Consider the following 17,468-nt stretch of genomic DNA (forward strand, 5'->3'; position numbering starts at 1 on the left):
TGAAGCGGCTCATCGGACGCCCCCTGGAAAGGACGCTGGCGGAACGGAAATCAACCTCTTGCCTTGCCTAAAGGTCTTTCTCTCCTATTAGCATGATCTTATTTAAACACTAAAAAAGCCCTGTGGAAATCTCCACAGGGCTTTTCAATGAGCGATTTAATTATTTTGTAATAGAACCGTCTTTTACTTTGTTGTTATTAGCATCAACTAGGTTTGTTGATTTGAATTCAACTACAATGCTGTCTGTTAATGCATAGTCAGCTTTAGTTGTGGCAGTAAGTTTACCACCAGCTACTGTAATAGACGCAAGTTCTACAGTTGATCCTGCAATTTTAACAGTAACACCAGTTGGTGCAGCTTGATCAGCAATATTTTCAGAGAAATCTACTGTAAATGTTTTGCTATCTACTGCAGTTACTTTAGTAGCAACAGGAACAATATTTTCTTTAAGTGCTACTTGAGCTGTCACTTTTCCACCTTTAAGCGTGTTACCTTTTGTATCTACTACATTGCTCGCTTCAAGTACATAATTACCATTAGCCGTGATAGAACCTTCTGGTAAAGTGAATCTTACTTTCTTAGTACCATCTACAAACTGAAGTTGCGTACCTGCAGGAAGTTCTTTTCCTCCAAGTGTGTAGTTAGCAGCATTTGTAGCTGTTGCAGTCACATCTTTAGCATACTCAACTGTGAATACGTTATTGTCAGTTACAACAACTGGAGTAGCGCCGAATACTAATGAATCTGTTGGTGTTTCAGGTGTAGCTTCAAATACGCCTGTTGTTACATTGAACGTAACAGTATCAGCAGTTACATTGCCAGCTAAATCTGTTACTGCTTTAGCAGATAACTCGAAAGTGTATGTTGAATTGCTATCTAGATCCATGTCAACTTTTACAGTGTTTTTCTCTGCACCCTCGATTTTACCGTTACCATCTACATCGAAACCAGCATCTGCTTTTACTGCTGTTTCTTTTCCAGTAGTGTAAGCAATACCATTTTGTGTTTTAACAGTTAATTTTCCTTCTACTTTTACTGGCTCACTAAAAGTAAGGTATAATGCATCAACGTCTGTAGTAGCATTTACATCATCAGCTACTAACATTTTAGTAGCAGTAGAAACAAGTGTAGCAGGTGTTAAATCTTTTGAAAGAATAGCATTGAACTCAAATGCATCACCTGCATTACCAGCTAAATCTTTTTGTCCTTCAACTTTAATGTTTGTATTAATGAATGTAGCTGTACCTAAAGCAGATTCAGCATCAATCGTGAATACAGTTTTATCCTCAGTATCTTTAATATCAGCATCTGTTAAATAGAATACAGTTGATCCTACTGTTACTTTTGCATATTCTTTAGTCTCTGCATCTGCATTAAGATTTTGTTTCATTAATTCTTCAGAGAAATCAAACGTAATTTCTGTACCATTCACTGCTGTAGAAACAGTTGGTTTTGAATTATCAACGTCTGCTTTCAAAACTGTGAAGTTAACTGCGATAGGATTTGCGATATTATTAGCAAAGTCAGTTGCACCAACAATGTCTACTTTGTAAGATTGTTCTGCTGTTAATCCATTAATTGTTAATTTCTTACCAGTTAAAGTATAGCGATCTTTTGAAAGTTCAGTACCATTTAAGCTGATTGTTCCTTCACTTTGTACAGGCTCGTCGAAAGTGATAACAGCTGTAGTGCCTTTCGCTTCTACAGAATTAACGCTTACAGGAGTCGTATCTGCAAATGTGATTAATTTGTTAAACTCTTCAGTTAGAACTTTAGCATCCGCTTTTGTTTTAATTGGTTTTACAGTTACTTTACCATTTGTTAATTTTACTTCTTTATCTGTTGTTAAAATAACAGTCATACCGTCTTCAGATACTACTGCGTTCGTGATTGCTACACCTTCAACAGCATATTTTGTTGTGATTGCTGCATCTTTTGCATCAACAGCTGTGTTGAATTTCACTTCAAGTTCTTTTGCATTAAGCCCTTTTACAGCTTCTACAGCTGGTGTTACTTCTTGAACTGCATCAATCGTACGTTTTACCATTGTAGCGAATTCTTCGCGACTAATTTTATCTTGTGGTGCTAATAAAGAGCCTTTCCCATTGATTACACCATTTTCTACAGCTGTTTCTAAGTAAGATACAGCCCATTTAGAAGCTTTAGAAGCATCTGCAAATTGGCTAAGATCTGCTTTACCTGTTAATTGGTAGCCTTGAACGATAACTTTAGCAGCTTGTTCTCTTGTTAATTGAGCTTTAGGCTCAAATTTGCCATTGCCCATACCATCAAATAATTCTGGTGAAGTTGCAAGTACTGCATTATAGAACCAATCATTTTCACTAACATCAGAAAAATCTTCAGTGCCAGTAGCTTTTAAATCTAATGCTTTTGATAAAATTTCAGCCGCTTCTGCACGTGTAAGTGTACCAGCTGGGTTGAAGTTTCCTTTTTCATCGCCTTGAATGTAGCCTTTATCAGTTAAAAACTGTACAGCTTCTTTTGCCCAAGATGAAATACTAGCTGCATCTTGAAATTCAGCAGCTGATGCTACTGGTACGATTGCTGATGCTACAAGTGCTGCTGTAGCTGTAGTTGCGAAAAATTTACGACCTTTGTTTTGTTTTGTCATAGTATATTCCTCCAGAATTTTAATAAATTATATTATTCTGTGAGAACAATATTATCGCGCTATTTAATTATAAGATTATAAAAATATGTATAAATCGTTCCCACAAATAATAATCCAACCAATTATATGTAAAGCAATCTTCTAAATTTTTCATGATTAAATATCCCAATCAAACTGTAATTTGCTTTACAAGACAATAATATAACTTCATTACCAATAAATAAACGCTAAAAATAAGGTAATTTTAATACTGCATTGGTTATATAGGGAATCTTTTCATAAAAAAATTCTAAAATAAGGAAATAATATTTCAAAGTCCGACAAAACTACCACTTTGGATGAATTTTACAAACAACTACATTTTTATTCAATTTTGTTCTATTGTTTTTCTGATATAATAAGATTTCTTTCAAACACTCATTTTTATACCTCTAAAATTTCACTCTAATAAAGCAATTACTTGATAGTCGAACTACATCTTATAGTGAAATTAGATTAAATAAAATGACATAGAAGAAAATACTAATGCATGAATAGCTGAGGTACCAGTTTAGGAACAACAAAAGCAGATCGTTTACATAACCTAAACGATCTCCTTTGTTTTATTGGTGGGAAAAACAAAATATCAGTAGCTTCTGCTGTTGGTTATTCAGGCTCAATATCAGTTACCTTTTGCAACATTAGGCTCCACAAGCATAATATGGCATTCCTTTTCAGCAAAGGGCATGTGTTCCGCTCCTCCAGGAACAATAAACATCTCACCTTTGGATATTTTCACCTGGCCATCTCGAAAAGCAATGAACATCTCCCCTTCGAGCACAATAAATACCTTATCAGCCCCTTGATGTTCATGCCATATAAAATCCCCAGCAATCTTCACCACTTTGAATTGAAAATCGTGTATTTCGCCAATAATTTTCGGTGACCAAAGCTCTTTTAATTCGGATAATTTCTCATTTATATGGATAACTTGATCTTGCATATTTATCTCTCCTTATTTTCTTTTGGAAAAGATTTTTCCTATTATTCGTCCTTTTGCAAGGCTTCTGTTATATTTTGTAAAGCGTACTCGATAGCTAATGGACCTCCTGTAATAGCGGAAGTATCCATTAAATGAATATTACCTTTTTTTACGGCATTCATATTATTCCAGACATTGCTTTGATTTAACTCACTCATTAATGCTTCCTTTTTTGTAATATCACCAATAAGGAAAATATGGTCTGCTTGAATAGTTGAAATGCCTTCAAATGCAGCGAATTGATTATGATTCCCCTTAAATGTATGATCTGGTGTTAGACCCAAGCCCTTTTCTTTATCAAAAGCAAGTGTATAAACAGGGTTATCTTCACCAATAACATTAAACGTTTTTCCATCCCAAGACAAAATAAGTGCTACAGACTCTCCTTGAACTGACTTTAATGCTTCACGTCCTGTTGAGATAGCTTTCATCATTTTATCAATTACTTTTTCCGCCTCATCGTCTTTTCCGATAATCTCGGCTACTGTACGAAGTCCGTATTGCCAGTCTTCGTAGATGTCCTGTGATTGCAACGTAATGACTGGGGCGATTTTTTCTAGGGATTCATACAATTTTTCATGATGTTCTGTTGCTAAAATATAATCAGGCCCAATCGATAGCGTTTTTTCAATACTAGGAGACAATTTATCACCTAATTCCTCTGTTGAATCTAGCTTACCGTTTAAATAAGACAAAGTGGATAGATATTCTTTATCAGTAGAAGCTGCAGGTGGCTCACCTAATGCAACTAAAATTTCAGGGTAAAAATACCATAATGAAACAATTTTTTCTGGTTCTTTCTCGATGACAAATTCCTTACCTAGGGCATCTTTAATTGTTCTAGGCCAAGCAGTTTCTTCTACATTAACTGCTGATGAAGATATGTCTTCTGTAGTTAACGCCTTATCTTCAGCAGGCGATTTATGACAACCTCCCAATATACCTGCTAGTAGTAGCATTAAAAATAACAGTCCTTTAATCTTTTGCATTAAAATTCCTCCAACATAAAATCTCTGATATACAACTAGTATAGTAAAGTCATGTTTGGTGGAGAATGGATGCTTGGTGAACTTAGCATGGATTATTGATGAACTTATCTCGATATTCAGTAGGAGAGATGCCAAATTGCTTCTTGAATACTCTACTAAAATAAAAGGGGTCAGTAATTCCCACCGTTTCTGCAATTTGTTGTACAGGCACATCACTTGTAAATAACATTTTTTGAGCCATGTTTATACGATAGTTTAATAAATATTCTGCTGGACCCATCCCTGCATGCTTTCTAAATATATAAGATAGTCGATTTCGATTAACATTATATTGTTCGGCAAGGGAGGTAATGGAAAGGCTTTGATAATAGTTTGCATGAATATAAGTAGTTATTCGTTCGAATAGAGTGTGTGATTCACAGCTATTTTGTCGATTAGCTACACATAATATGGCTTCATTCAATACATCACGAAATAGCATTTCGGTCTGAAACATTGATATACCTCCACGCTGATTATATACATGCCATAGACGCATAATTAACTCGATAAGACGGGGAGAATGTCCTATCGGTAATTCAAAATGCTGATGTGAATAGCTTGTCTCTGCTAATTTCTCCGTACATATCCTGTACAAAACCAGAATATATTCCCAATTTGTATCATCAAAATTTTTTTGATTTAGTTTCATCTTCGCTCCCCCGTGCACAACTTTTCCTGGTGAAAAGATATAAGGGGTACCATTAAATTGAAATTCTATTTTTCCAGAAAGGGGAAAAACAAATCCTGGAAAAGAATCTGTATAATCAGCGTAAGGTACACCTGTATAGCTAGAATATCGATAGATTCCTTTTACTTGGAAAGGCGTGTTTGCTAAATGCTCTGCAAGCTGATTTACGTCGATTTTCATACTTATATACCTCATTTCAATAATAGTTTGCTTGGAAAACCAAGATTTGTCATACGGCAAACAGCAAATAACATAATAAGTTACTTTTTTTCAAGGTGTAGTCCTCGGTAGTTGGGTTCAATTATAGTTTTCATCATATTCATTACTAAAAATATGAAAAGGTAGGGATGAAAGCTCTTGCCTATCCCTACCTTATCGATAACGATTATCATTGTCAATTAAGTTAGAGCCTCCCTCTTATACCTGAACGATCCATCAACCTCACTCATTTCATTTCTCTATCTTTTGTCCTCTTCATAAAAGCCATTCCTTGCAAATCTTCTCTATTTCTTGTGAAAAAGATTTTATGTGGAAGGCTTCTGTAAACCTTTGATTCCCAGATAAAGCTACTATTTATAACAATTTTGCTTCATAAATTTCTACAAAATGATCAAGCGTCGAACTCAGGACTTTTGCAATATGGAGACTTTAAATTTCTTTGCACAATATTATTAGTTTGAAGTACTAATTCTGTAATCAACACTTCGATGAACGTCGAAATATTTATATTTTACAATGAGTCTGACAGTGAAAACATTGATGGGAGGAACTAAAAATGAAAATAATGAAACAAATGCCAAATACAAAAATAATAAATCCTAAAATTTTATATTATGGATTTCCTGTCATTTTACTAAGTACGTTAAATGAGGATGGAACAGTAAATATTAGCCCTTTATCTTCTTCTTGGGTATTAGGAGACTGTATTGTATTAGGGATTGGTCTTGGAGGAAAGGCGATTGAAAACTTAGAACATCATCCTGAATGTGTCATAAATATCCCAGACCCCTCTCTATGGGAAAACGTGGAACAGTTAGCTCCTTACACAGGTAAAAATCCAGTTCCAGATTTTAAGAAACAGATCGGTTTTACATTTAGAAAAGAGAAATGTGATATTAGTTGCTTAACACCTATTGGGTCTACAACGGTTATTCCTACTCGAATTATGGAGTGTCCTATTCAAATCGAAGCAAAGGTAAAACATATACGTATTCCAGATTATTCTCCTAATTTTGCTATCGTCGAGACCCAAACGACACAAGTACATGCCCACGAAGAAATAATTATGGACCAAAATCATATTGATCCAAATAAATGGAGTCCACTCATTTATAATTTTCGTCATTACTTTGGTTTGGGTAGCAACCTTGGTAATAACTTCCGTTCTGAGAGCTAAAGATGAGGCTTAAAGCATATTGGTTCACAAACAGTAAAAAAGACCAGGCGCTCATTTGAGCGCCTGGTTATTTGTTAAAACTTCCTATAATTAAGTGCAGAATAATATGCTTGCTGCACATACAATAGTTAAATCTGTTTTTTTCCATTTAGAAATGAAAAATCTTTCTTAGAACATTCACTTTATCTCTTTCATAAATTCTCTAAAGTTTTCAACGATGTCTTTTGCTTTTGTACGATATAAGAAATGATCCCCTTCAAATGTCATCACTTTCCCATGGACAGAATTAGCTATTTGTTTTTTATGCTCTGGTATCCATCTGTCCGTTACTGGATGCTTCTCTTGTATAAAGAAAATAACTGGAAGATTTTTAGGGAATATTAAACTTTCAGCCGCTTTAAAGTTAGCATACATCATTTCAGCTTCATTTAACTGGCTGAGATTATACATATTTTTGTGCTTAAGAATTTTCAGTTGTTCTTTTGTTTTCTCATCATAGGGTAGTTCGACATATGGGTCATCACTAAGCTTCACCTGCAATCTAGCTAAACCTGATTTTTTTAGTAGTTTTAAAGTAGTTATTACTGAAGGTTCAATCTTTCTTTCACTTATTGTCGGAACACTACTATCCAGCCCGACAAATGCACTTACTTCGTTTGGATATTTGTTCACATAATCCAATCCGTAAAGGCCTGAAATGGAGTGACCCATTAGAATATAACGCTCAATTTGAAGGCGCTGTAATGCTTCATGGATTTCACTAACAATATTCTCAGTGCTTCTTTCTTTTTCGGTAAGAGCACTTAATCCATAACCAAAAGGCTCAATGACCGCAACCTTGTAAAATGGAGATAATTCATCTACTAGTAGTTGAAAATCAAGTGCTGGTGCTGCTGTTCCATAACCAGGTAAGAGTACGACGGTTTCTTCTCCTTCTCCCTGGATAAAGACATTCATTTTTTTCCCATCTACGGTGACAGACTGACCATAAGTTTCTAGTTTTCCTTGCTCCATTTTGCTACAAACAATATGAACAAGGCAAACAACCGCTAATAAAAGTAATATGGCTATAATTAAACCTACTACTATTTTACTTATAAAGGTTATCGTTTTTTTCATTATTTTGGCACGAGGGTATAGAACAGCAAGCGATAACTGTGTTTTCCTTTCTTCTCGTGCCACACCTCCCTTTCATACTCTCTTCTCCCTATCAATTTATCTCGGCTACTTTCATAAACCGCTAAGGATAGCTTATACAATGAAGGTGTACTGCCTATGACAACAATATGAACAGCTTATGAACAAAAAAATAGTACGTCATTCAATAAATACAGAAAGTACCTAATGATTCTTTTGCTATGACATTGCTTAATTGACATGAAAAAAGGATCTTCAAATCGAAGATCCTTTTGCGACTTTGTCGGATTTTTTATATTTAGTTTTGACGTTTCTTAACAATCCATCTTTATCAAGCAAAGTTGGTAAACTGATACCGATAACAATTGTTACAATACCTACTATTTGCAAAGTTGTAACCGTTTCGCTTAAGAGGATAACTGATACCATCACCGCTATTGGCAATTCAACAGCACTCAATATGGATGACATACCTAATCCAACTTTAGGCACTGCAATTGTGAATAAGAAAACCGGTATAATCATGCCAAATAACCCTAATGCTAAACCATAAATCCACAGTCCTTCGTTAAACAAAGTGCCATTCCAAATAATTTCTGGAGACTGAAAAGCCGCAGTCGTCATGAAAGCAAAGAAAGAAACCAATACTAAGCGATTAGAGGTTGTCATACTTGCTGTTGTCTTTCCGTTTACATATAAAAATAAGGAGTAACAAAGAGCAGCTGCTAAACCCCATAACCACCCTTGAAAAGGTATTTGAGACAAATCAACATCAATTATGCCTGCAGCTGGTATCGTTCCAGCTACTAATATAATTAAAGAGATGAATTCAATTCTACTTGGAACTTGCCGTTTTATAATACAAGAAATCAGCATACCAATCCATGTAAATTGGAACAGTAATACTACTGCCAAGGAAGCAGACAAAAAGTTTAAAGAATGACCATATAAAATATTTGTTAACCCTGTTAGCATACCTGCAAATAGAAGAATTTTAACGCCTTTAAAGCTAAAATTTGATCGATTTGTAACTAAGGAAATACATACTGCTATACAAAAGCCGATAAAAAACTGACTTGTAACTGCCTCAGATACAGAAAAGCCACTACGCATTGCCAGTTTTATAATAGTTGAAACGATACCAAAACTACTAGCTGCAATCACTACTAATAGGGGATAAAGATACATCTTGATTATTCACTTCCCTCTCAAAACTGTCTTGATGAAATTTTGTTTATGATTTTGAGATGTCGAAAAAAATCATAATCTCCAATATATATCACTGATTGTTATTTTACAATCTTTTTTTCGCTAATAATGAATCCTCCCGTAGAGGAAAGTCTAATTTTAGAAATGATAAAAAAGCCAAAACCCGCATGTATCAAGGGCTTGGCTTTTATCTTTGTATTTCATTAATAAAGAATGTTAAATTGAATATTTTTTCTCAATTTTCTTCAGCATGATCAATCTTATTCTGATAATCCAATCAAAAAAACATTCCCCTCTATAAAGAATATAGAAGTGAGATGTTTTTAATGTTCACTACTATTATTAGAACGGTCGCAAACGTTTAGCGTGACTCTTTTGGCGGTTGGCATACATCACATTTTCGTTGGTTTTTATTTTTAAATTTCGTAAATGTTTTTTCAAAGTTACTACCACATGCACATTTAAATAGTAGCTTTTGAGAAAAACCATGGTATTCAGTCGTTAGCAACTTACTTTCTGAATTGTTCGCAACAAATTTCTGAATTTCATCAATCGTCCAACGTTTATTCATTTCCTTACACCTCCATATTTGATCGTTCTGCGGAGGCTTTTCTTGGCATCCGTTATAAAAAAGTGCTTAAGTATCTTAAGTGCCTCATTATAACATGACCTGACTCACATTAAAATAGATGTTTGACAAGCCCTTGACTAGTGCTAGGGGTGGTACTCTTGCATGTTACGATTCGAACTAGCCTCCCAGCACTTGGCATTCTATGGAACCTTCATCTTTAATCAATATTTTTAAGATTCAAAGCTTTTGAATCTGCTCTTTAATATCCACCTTGCATAATCCTCCGTGGTAACAAATCACCGATTCAATGTCTAGGTCTGCATATTTCTTTAAAGATTGTTGAGTAACCTCTATATCCAAAGTGGTTGGAACATGAATCCCTCCCAATATACCATTTACACTATACATCGAATCGCCTGCAACAAGCGTTTTGCTTTGCTTCAAATATAAACTAATATGGCCAGGCGTATGCCCTGGTGTATGGATAATTCGTATTCCCCCACAATATGGTAATTCTTGACCGTCTTTCAAGGTCTCATCCACTTTCCCCTTGGGTGGATTCTCTATGTGACCGTCTTTCAAAAGTGGTAAATCCCCCTGAATATAAGGCTTATCTAGCTCGTGTGCATAAACTTCTATATGACTACCGCAATTTTGCAATATGTCAGTAAGACTGCCTATATGATCGATATCCTGATGTGTCAAAATCACAACTTTTAGTTGATTGAACGACACGCCTACCTTTTCCATTGCTATACGTAAATCTTCCATTTGACCTGAACATCCAGTATCAATTAAAACAGCCATCTCCTGATCCCATAAAAGCGTTGGAAAAATGAAGGCTCCATTAAATTCAAGCTCCAGAATCTCTACTCCTCTAGAAATTTTCATCATTTCTTCCCCTTTATCATTAGATTTTATTATTCTTTTACATCCTGAAGAACAGTCCTCTTCCGCCAAAGCAACTCTTTCAATGTGTCAAAATTGACTAGAATCGTTCCCACAATAATCGTCAGAGTCCCTATTCCTGTTAGCCACGAAATATATTCATGATAGAAGGTAACACCTAATATAACGGCAATTACTGGTGAAATATACAGCCATGTGGACGGAAAAACAGGATTTGTTCGTGACACAAGCCAATAATAAATGCTGTGACCGATCATTGAGCCAAAAATAATCAAATAAAAAAGAGAACCAATTGAAGCTGGACTTAAAAGATGCTGAAGCTGAATGTTCTCAGTTAAAAGTGACAAAAAGATTAATAAAATCCCTCCATACATCATTTGTGCCGCATTTAAAGCAATTGGAGATGTTGTTCCAAATTTTTGGATGACATACTTCGTATAAATTGTTCCAGATGCGTAAAAAACTTCACCTAAAATAATAGCGAAACAACCAACCATCCAGAAGGGACTAATCTCAAATGCAAAACTTGGTAAGATTAAGAACATAATACCAATGACTCCGACAACACATCCAATAAATGATTTTCGGTCTCCTTTTTGCTTCAATATAAATGTCTGAATAACAATTATCATCATTGGACCTGTAGCAGATAAGACAGCTGCGATTCCAGATGTTACATACTGTTCTGCCCAGTATAATGTGGCAAATGTTCCAAAGGTTAAGCCCATTCCTGTAAAAAACATTTCTTTCCGAAATAATAACCGAATTGTCGTTTTTTTGCGCCAAACCATAAAACTAAATAGGAGTAAACCAGCAATGAGAAAACGAAGACCAGCTGATAAAAACGGAGGAACTCCTGCATCAACACCAACTTTAATTGCTAAAAATGTTGTCCCAAAAATCAAACACATAAAGAAATAATTAATCATTACCATATGAAACTCCTCCTCTTTTTCTATCATAAAAGAAGTAGGATAGAACAGATTAAAAAGGATAGAACAGATCAGTTTGGTTCGTGGTACAATCGGTGTGAATAGGAGGAATCGTTGTGGGCAAAGCAATTCAAAATGAAGATTATCTTTTTAAGAAAGTCTATGATGATGTACTGCACCGAATAGAGCGAAAAGAATGGAAAGAACATGAAAAGCTTCCCTCCGTCCGGCAATTAGCATCTGAAATGAATGTTCATCGGCTAACGGTATTAAAAGCTTATCAATTATTAAAACAGCATGACAAAGTTTATGTAAAAGATAAATCAGGCTATTTTGTCCAATCAACAGTAACAAAATATATTGAATATCTAGATCAGGACAATCCCATTGTTTCAGCATATGTAAAAAAAAATCATTTATCTGAAATCCATCAACCATCTGTTTCCTATCATTTTTCTCAGGCATTGATTGATCCCAATCTTTTGCCTAATCACTATTTTACAAATTACGTGAAGGAAGTGTTTGACCTATATCCGAAAGTACTGGCAACTTACTCAACGGTGCAAGGTGATTTAGAGCTACGAGAGACACTGACCCAATATTTTATCAACCACTATAAAACACATTTGAGTCCAGATGAACTGTTAATAACATCTGGCTCACAGCAAGCCATTCACTTAATTGCTCAAGCTTTTATTAAGCCAAGAGACGTCGTTTTATTTGAACGCCCAAGTTATAGTGCTGCGATTGATATCTTTAAAGCACAAGGCGCACAGATTGTTACGGTTGATATCCATCCTGAGGGCTACGATTTAGAACAGGTCGAATACTATATTAAAAAATACAAGCCTCGCCTATTTTATCTTAACCCCACTTTCCATAATCCAACTGGTTATACGGTTTCTGTCGAGCAGCGTAAAAGATTAGTGGAATTAGCTGAGCACTATCGCTTTCTATTAATAGAAGATGATGCCTATCACGACATTTATTTTGACCAAGCCCCACCACCTCCAATTTACACATTTGATAGCGCTGGGACGGTCATTTATATCCGAAGCTTTTGCAAATACATCTCTCCTGGTTTGAGAATTGCAACTGTTATTTGTCCATCATCATTAATGAAATCACTATTAACAGAAAAATCGCTAGCTGATAATGGCTCACCACTTCTCAATCAAAAAATTTTTCTCCATTACTTCTCCTCACTAAGATTGCAACAACATTTGGAGAAAATTCGGATCGCCCTACAGATTCGAAAGGAAATTATGGAAGAGGAGCTAGCTGTAACAGGCTGGCGATGGAACAGTCCAAAAGGCGGTCTAAATTTATGGGTCCAGCTCCCAGATGATCTTCCAACTGAATTATTATTATCTAAAAGTATCGAACAATCGATATCCTTTGTGCCTGGTCAAGTATGTGATCCATTAAAAAAACTATCCTCCTGGATACGTTTAAGCTATTCCTATGCAAATGAAAAACAACTAAGAGAAGGAGTAAATAAGTTGGTTTCAGTGGCGCAATCGCTTTCTAAGTGATCGGATTAGCGATTTAATTTCATCTAAAAACGGTGGTATTCACAGCTTTATCAACCATTTCACTTTTTTTTCATCGTTGGCACAAATCGTAATAAGCGGTGGACACAGCAACAACAGGCAGACATATACACCTAACATATTTAGCTGTCTATTTGAATAATATGAAAAAAAGTTAGACACGTAGCTCTTATTTGTACAAAATAATTGCAGCAAAAAGGTTCTCGGTGTAGGACACAATTTTATCAAGGAATGATAAGGGAGCCTTCACATTTGATGAAGCCATATTGACTCTTATCCAGCAAAATAAAAGCCAAATTAAAGCAGCCTCCTTTAAGGAGAATATTGAAGAACGAGAATTAGAGAAATTTCTATTCTCATAACCTCCCTGTAGAATGATAGAATGTTTTTATACAGTGATAGAAGGAGGAGAAAGATATTGTCTAATCAAAATGATTCTTCATTAGATAAGGAAAAACAGCCTGATCCGAAAATTAAAGTAGAAAGAAAAGAGGGAGAACCAACTGCTGCTTTCAAGGGGGCTTCCTGGGCAGCATTGTTAGTAGGTGTTACGGCATATTTTATAGGCTTGTTTAATGCAACGATGCAACTAAACGAAAAAGGATATTACATAGCTGTTTTAGTATTTGGACTCTATTCAGCAATATCCTTACAAAAAGCAGTAAGAGATAAAGAAGAGGGAATACCAGTTACTAGTATTTATTATGGTATTAGCTGGGTTGCACTTATTGTATCTATTTCATTAATGGGCATTGGGTTATATAATGCTGGAAGTATTGTTTTAAGCGAAAAAGGGTTCTATGGTATGTCATTTGTTCTAAGTTTATTTGCATCCATCACGGTTCAAAAGAATATTAGAGACACACAGAGAGCTAGAGAAAGAGATTAAGTTACTGAAAGAGTCGAGAAGTTCATTCTCGATTCCTTTTGTCATTTTTTCTTAAGCTCCAGACTCTTCGAGGCTATAAAAAAAGAGCATGGCTGTCATCAACCATACTCCTCTCAATTTTATTAATTTTCCCCGCTTATTTCGACTAAAATTTTAGATTGTGTTTTGTCATTTGTTAACGTTTTGAATCCTTTTTCAACAATCTCATCTAGTTCAATTTGACTAGTGATGATCCCTTGCGGATTTAGTTGACCAGCGCTCATTGCATCAATTGTTCTTTGGAAAATTGACGGTGTATAAACAATGGATGATAATACATTAACACCTGTGTTTGTAAGTTGCATTGGATTCCATTCAATTGGTCTTGCAAAAATCGAAACAATCATCATGTTACCACGGGGTTTTGTTACATCAATTGCTTGTTTAAAGGTAGGAGCAACTCCTGCCACCTCAAAGGATACATCAACCCCATCTGCAACAATCGCCCGAACTGCTTGTACAGGATTTTCTTTACCTGAATTAATAGCATGGGTTGCACCTAATTCTTTTGCCTTTTCTAATCGATCATCGGATAAATCTAATACGATAACTTTACTAGCACCTGATGCTTTTGCAGCGATTACTGTTAATAATCCAATTGGTCCAGCTCCAAATACAGCAACAGAATCACCTAATGTAACCCCAGCATCTTTAACAGCTTGTACAGCAACAGCCATTGGTTCTACCAGTGCACCATCTTGTAATGTTAAGTTATCTGCTAAACGATGTATATTCGTTACAGGGACATTAACATATTCCGCAAATCCACCGTTTCCATGTAAACCAATAAAGTTAAATCCATCATAACGATCGACTTCTTCATGTTTATTTCTATATGTTAATGTAGGATTGATGACCACTCGGTCCCCAGCCTTAAAGTCAGTAACCTTAGAGCCAACTTCTTCGATGATACCAGCAAATTCATGTCCCATTGTAAGTGGGGCCACTTCACCTGTTAAATCAGCTTTTTCATTAACTGGTACGAAAACCGGACCTTCTTCGTATTCATGCAAATCACTTCCACAAATACCAGCCCACGCTACTTTTACTTTCACTTCTTCTTCTCTTAAAGCACGTAATTCAACCTCTTCAACTCTAATATCTTTCACACCATGCCAAACTGCAGCTTTCATTTATGTTACCCCCATAAAATTATTTAAATTGGTACCATAAAATAACATCCTTAATAGCTACTCGTGCATGATCAAAATCCGACACTTCTATACACTTGATAAAAGTATTGATGGACATATGATAGGATTCAACTAGATTCATCTTCCATTTTGTTTGTGCAGCTACATTTGTAACAAATATTGTTTCTTTAAAGAATCGTAGCATAGCAATATTTCCTGTAACATCAAAAAACAATTGTAACAAGTGGGCAAACGAAACAACATATTCATAAATATTTTCAGCGGACTTTTTTTGTTTCATAGCTTCAAATCGAAATAATAGTTCATTTTGCAAATCGGCAGTCCATTTAGATTCACACTTGGTTAGTGCAATATCCAATAGATGATAAAGCGCTTCCAAATAATCCTTTAACTCCTGATCCGTTATAATCTTCACTCTTACACCTTTATGTTGTACTTTTTCAACTACACCATCTTTTTGTAAAAGATATAGAGCCTCACGGACAGGTGCATGACTTACTTGTAACTCCTTTGCAATTTCTGCCTCTATTAAGCGCTGACCTTGTTCATAGTAACCAGAAAATATGCGGAATAATAATCGTTCAGCTATTTGCTCAGAAATTGTTTTTTTTGAAATTGAATTTTCATCAAACCCCATTAAACCACTCCAATAAATTTAGATCTTTTTATTTTAACATAGTTCAGTGTATAGGGTGATTAGCTAAAAGCGTTATATATTATGGATTATAGATTATCGATAATCTATAAAAGTATTTTAATCTATAAACTCATTTCTTTCAAATATCTTGTTTTGGGTATAACTTTAAATACCTTTTTGGTGTTGTTTAGCTTTCGCCTAAGTTAAATTTTTTAAAATCAGCACCATCTTTTTTTCTCTTCATATTCTATAGAATCAGAATATTGAGGGGGAAACGTATGGGGATTGAATTCACAGCTCTCCATTGGATTTACGTGGTTTTTATTGTGCTCATCATCGGATTTATGGTTAAACGTCGCGATACCACCCTCATTTGTGTAGTAGGCATCTTTATGCTAGCGATTGTTGCAACTGGTGATTTTACTTCTTCCATAAGTGGTGTGTTTAACAGCTTTATTTATGCCATAACTGAGCTGCTATCAACGATTCTTATTATTTCGATTATCGTGGCGATGAGTCGGGTCATGATGTCTTCAGGTATTAATGAGATTATGGTGGCCCCTTTCACAAAGATCATTAAAACACCCGCACTCGCTTATTGGACGATTGGACTATTAATGATGTTTATTTCTTGGTTTTTCTGGCCATCACCTGCAGTAGCGCTATTAGGAGCCGTGCTCTTGCCTGTTGCGATTCGGGCGGGCCTCCCAGCACTGGGGGTTGCCATGGCGATGAACTTATTTGGGCATGGTATTGCATTATCGAGTGATTTTGTCATTCAAGGGGCTCCAAAATTAACGGCCGATGCTGCTGGTATCCCTGTTGGAGATGTTGTTTCAGCCAGTATTCCGCTTGTGATCACAATGGGCGTTGTAACGACAATTGTTGCTTATATTTTTTTAAGACGTGATATGAAACGAGGAACGCTACTTTTAAATACTGGCAACAATGAGGAGGAGGATGGTGAACAAGAAACTGCGGAAAACTTACTGTCAATTGGGCAAAAACGATTCTTCGCCGTCCTTATTCCTATTGCCTTTATCTTAGACGTTATCGCTATGTCAGTATTCAATTTAACGGGCGGCGATGCAACGGCTTTAATCGGGGGAACCTCTGTTTTTATTTTATTGTTGCTTAGTATGGTTGCTCATAAATCAGCGGGATTAGAAAAGACAACAAGTTATTTGATTCAAGGATTTCAATTCGGCTTTAAAGTCTTCGGACCTGTAATTCCAATTGCTGCTTTCTTCTATCTTGGAGATGCTGGCTTTACACAAATTCTTGGAGATCACCTCCCCGCTACTTCACACGGTATTGTCAATGATCTGGGTGTCGGTCTTGCAGCAATAGTTCCGTTAACAAAGGAAATTGCTGTTGTCACACTAGCAGTTGTTGGCGCTATTACAGGATTAGATGGTTCTGGCTTTTCAGGTATTTCTTTAGCAGGTTCGGTTGGTAGTCTATTCGGGAATGCCATTGGTGGGGGAACAGCCACTTTAACTGCTTTAGGACAAATCACAGCTATATGGGTTGGTGGTGGCACACTTACTACGACATTAGACACATAAAATTAGACCACCCTATCAAGGTGGTTTTTTTTATAAATAGATTTCATTCTCAAATACTTACAATAATAACATCAAAATGGTAATATTAACTTAAAAAATCCA

At 35.7% G+C, this 17,468-nt stretch carries 14 protein-coding genes and 1 pseudogene; 4 read left to right on the top strand and 11 right to left on the bottom strand.

Features of this window, described 5'->3' with window-relative positions; genetic code table 11:
• Positions 1–160: 160 nt before the first annotated feature.
• The 4 genes from JIN86_RS06480 to JIN86_RS06495 all read right to left on the bottom strand — a co-directional run bounded on the left by JIN86_RS06480 (position 161) and on the right by JIN86_RS06495 (position 5,552).
• A complete protein-coding gene (locus JIN86_RS06480) occupies positions 161–2,632 on the bottom strand; it encodes an S-layer homology domain-containing protein (RefSeq protein ID WP_202341499.1) in 2,472 nt (823 codons plus the stop codon).
• Positions 2,633–3,293: 661 nt separating this feature from the next.
• Positions 3,294–3,614 carry a cupin domain-containing protein gene (locus JIN86_RS06485; RefSeq protein ID WP_004232432.1) on the bottom strand — a complete coding sequence of 107 codons (321 nt, stop codon included), beginning with the start codon at positions 3,612–3,614 and terminating at the stop codon, positions 3,294–3,296.
• A gap of 41 nt (positions 3,615–3,655) precedes the next feature.
• Positions 3,656–4,642, bottom strand: a complete 987-nt coding sequence (locus JIN86_RS06490) for an ABC transporter substrate-binding protein (RefSeq protein WP_202341500.1) — start codon at positions 4,640–4,642, stop codon at positions 3,656–3,658.
• 82 nt (positions 4,643–4,724) lie between these two features.
• Positions 4,725–5,552 carry a helix-turn-helix transcriptional regulator gene (locus tag JIN86_RS06495; RefSeq protein ID WP_004232428.1) on the bottom strand — a complete coding sequence of 276 codons (828 nt, stop codon included), beginning with the start codon at positions 5,550–5,552 and terminating at the stop codon, positions 4,725–4,727.
• A gap of 595 nt (positions 5,553–6,147) precedes the next feature.
• On the opposite strand from JIN86_RS06495, the gene JIN86_RS06500 reads away from it, so the two are divergent.
• Positions 6,148–6,768, top strand: a complete 621-nt coding sequence (locus JIN86_RS06500) for a flavin reductase family protein (RefSeq protein WP_202341501.1) — start codon at positions 6,148–6,150, stop codon at positions 6,766–6,768.
• 177 nt (positions 6,769–6,945) lie between these two features.
• On the opposite strand, the gene JIN86_RS06505 is transcribed toward JIN86_RS06500, so the two are convergent.
• From JIN86_RS06505 to JIN86_RS06525, 5 genes are all read right to left on the bottom strand, one after another.
• Positions 6,946–7,887, bottom strand: a complete 942-nt coding sequence (locus JIN86_RS06505) for an alpha/beta fold hydrolase (RefSeq protein WP_237497179.1) — start codon at positions 7,885–7,887, stop codon at positions 6,946–6,948.
• 273 nt (positions 7,888–8,160) lie between these two features.
• Positions 8,161–9,093 (bottom strand): EamA family transporter, encoded by a 933-nt coding sequence (locus JIN86_RS06510; protein ID WP_004232420.1) that lies wholly within the window; start codon positions 9,091–9,093, stop codon positions 8,161–8,163.
• Between the two features lie 382 nt (positions 9,094–9,475).
• Complete coding sequence (locus JIN86_RS06515) at positions 9,476–9,685, bottom strand: hypothetical protein (protein ID WP_004232419.1); 210 nt, start codon at positions 9,683–9,685, stop codon at positions 9,476–9,478.
• A gap of 237 nt (positions 9,686–9,922) precedes the next feature.
• Positions 9,923–10,576 (bottom strand): MBL fold metallo-hydrolase, encoded by a 654-nt coding sequence (locus tag JIN86_RS06520; protein WP_202341503.1) that lies wholly within the window; start codon positions 10,574–10,576, stop codon positions 9,923–9,925.
• Between the two features lie 29 nt (positions 10,577–10,605).
• Positions 10,606–11,529, bottom strand: coding sequence for a DMT family transporter (locus JIN86_RS06525; protein WP_202341504.1), 924 nt, complete (start codon positions 11,527–11,529; stop codon positions 10,606–10,608).
• Between the two features lie 113 nt (positions 11,530–11,642).
• On the opposite strand from JIN86_RS06525, the gene JIN86_RS06530 reads away from it, so the two are divergent.
• Together JIN86_RS06530 and yiaA are read left to right on the top strand one after the other, a co-directional pair.
• On the top strand, positions 11,643–13,061 hold the full coding sequence (locus tag JIN86_RS06530; protein WP_202341505.1) for an aminotransferase-like domain-containing protein: 1,419 nt from the start codon (positions 11,643–11,645) through the stop codon (positions 13,059–13,061).
• A gap of 436 nt (positions 13,062–13,497) precedes the next feature.
• Positions 13,498–13,968 carry an inner membrane protein YiaA gene (gene yiaA / locus JIN86_RS06535; RefSeq protein WP_004232413.1) on the top strand — a complete coding sequence of 157 codons (471 nt, stop codon included), beginning with the start codon at positions 13,498–13,500 and terminating at the stop codon, positions 13,966–13,968.
• Positions 13,969–14,090: 122 nt separating this feature from the next.
• On the opposite strand, the gene JIN86_RS06540 is transcribed toward yiaA, so the two are convergent.
• Together JIN86_RS06540 and JIN86_RS06545 are read right to left on the bottom strand one after the other, a co-directional pair.
• Positions 14,091–15,140, bottom strand: coding sequence for a 2,3-butanediol dehydrogenase (locus tag JIN86_RS06540; RefSeq protein ID WP_004232411.1), 1,050 nt, complete (start codon positions 15,138–15,140; stop codon positions 14,091–14,093).
• Positions 15,141–15,159: 19 nt separating this feature from the next.
• A complete protein-coding gene (locus JIN86_RS06545) occupies positions 15,160–15,798 on the bottom strand; it encodes a GntR family transcriptional regulator (RefSeq protein ID WP_004232409.1) in 639 nt (212 codons plus the stop codon).
• A gap of 278 nt (positions 15,799–16,076) precedes the next feature.
• Here JIN86_RS06545 and JIN86_RS06550 point away from each other — a divergent pair.
• Positions 16,077–17,345 (top strand): annotated as a pseudogene (locus JIN86_RS06550) (hypothetical protein); the annotation flags it as partial.
• Positions 17,346–17,468 lie beyond the last annotated feature (123 nt).

Source organism: Lysinibacillus sp. HST-98 (assembly GCF_016757845.1).
In the GTDB taxonomy this organism is placed as follows: Bacteria; Bacillota; Bacilli; order Bacillales_A; family Planococcaceae; genus Lysinibacillus; species Lysinibacillus capsici.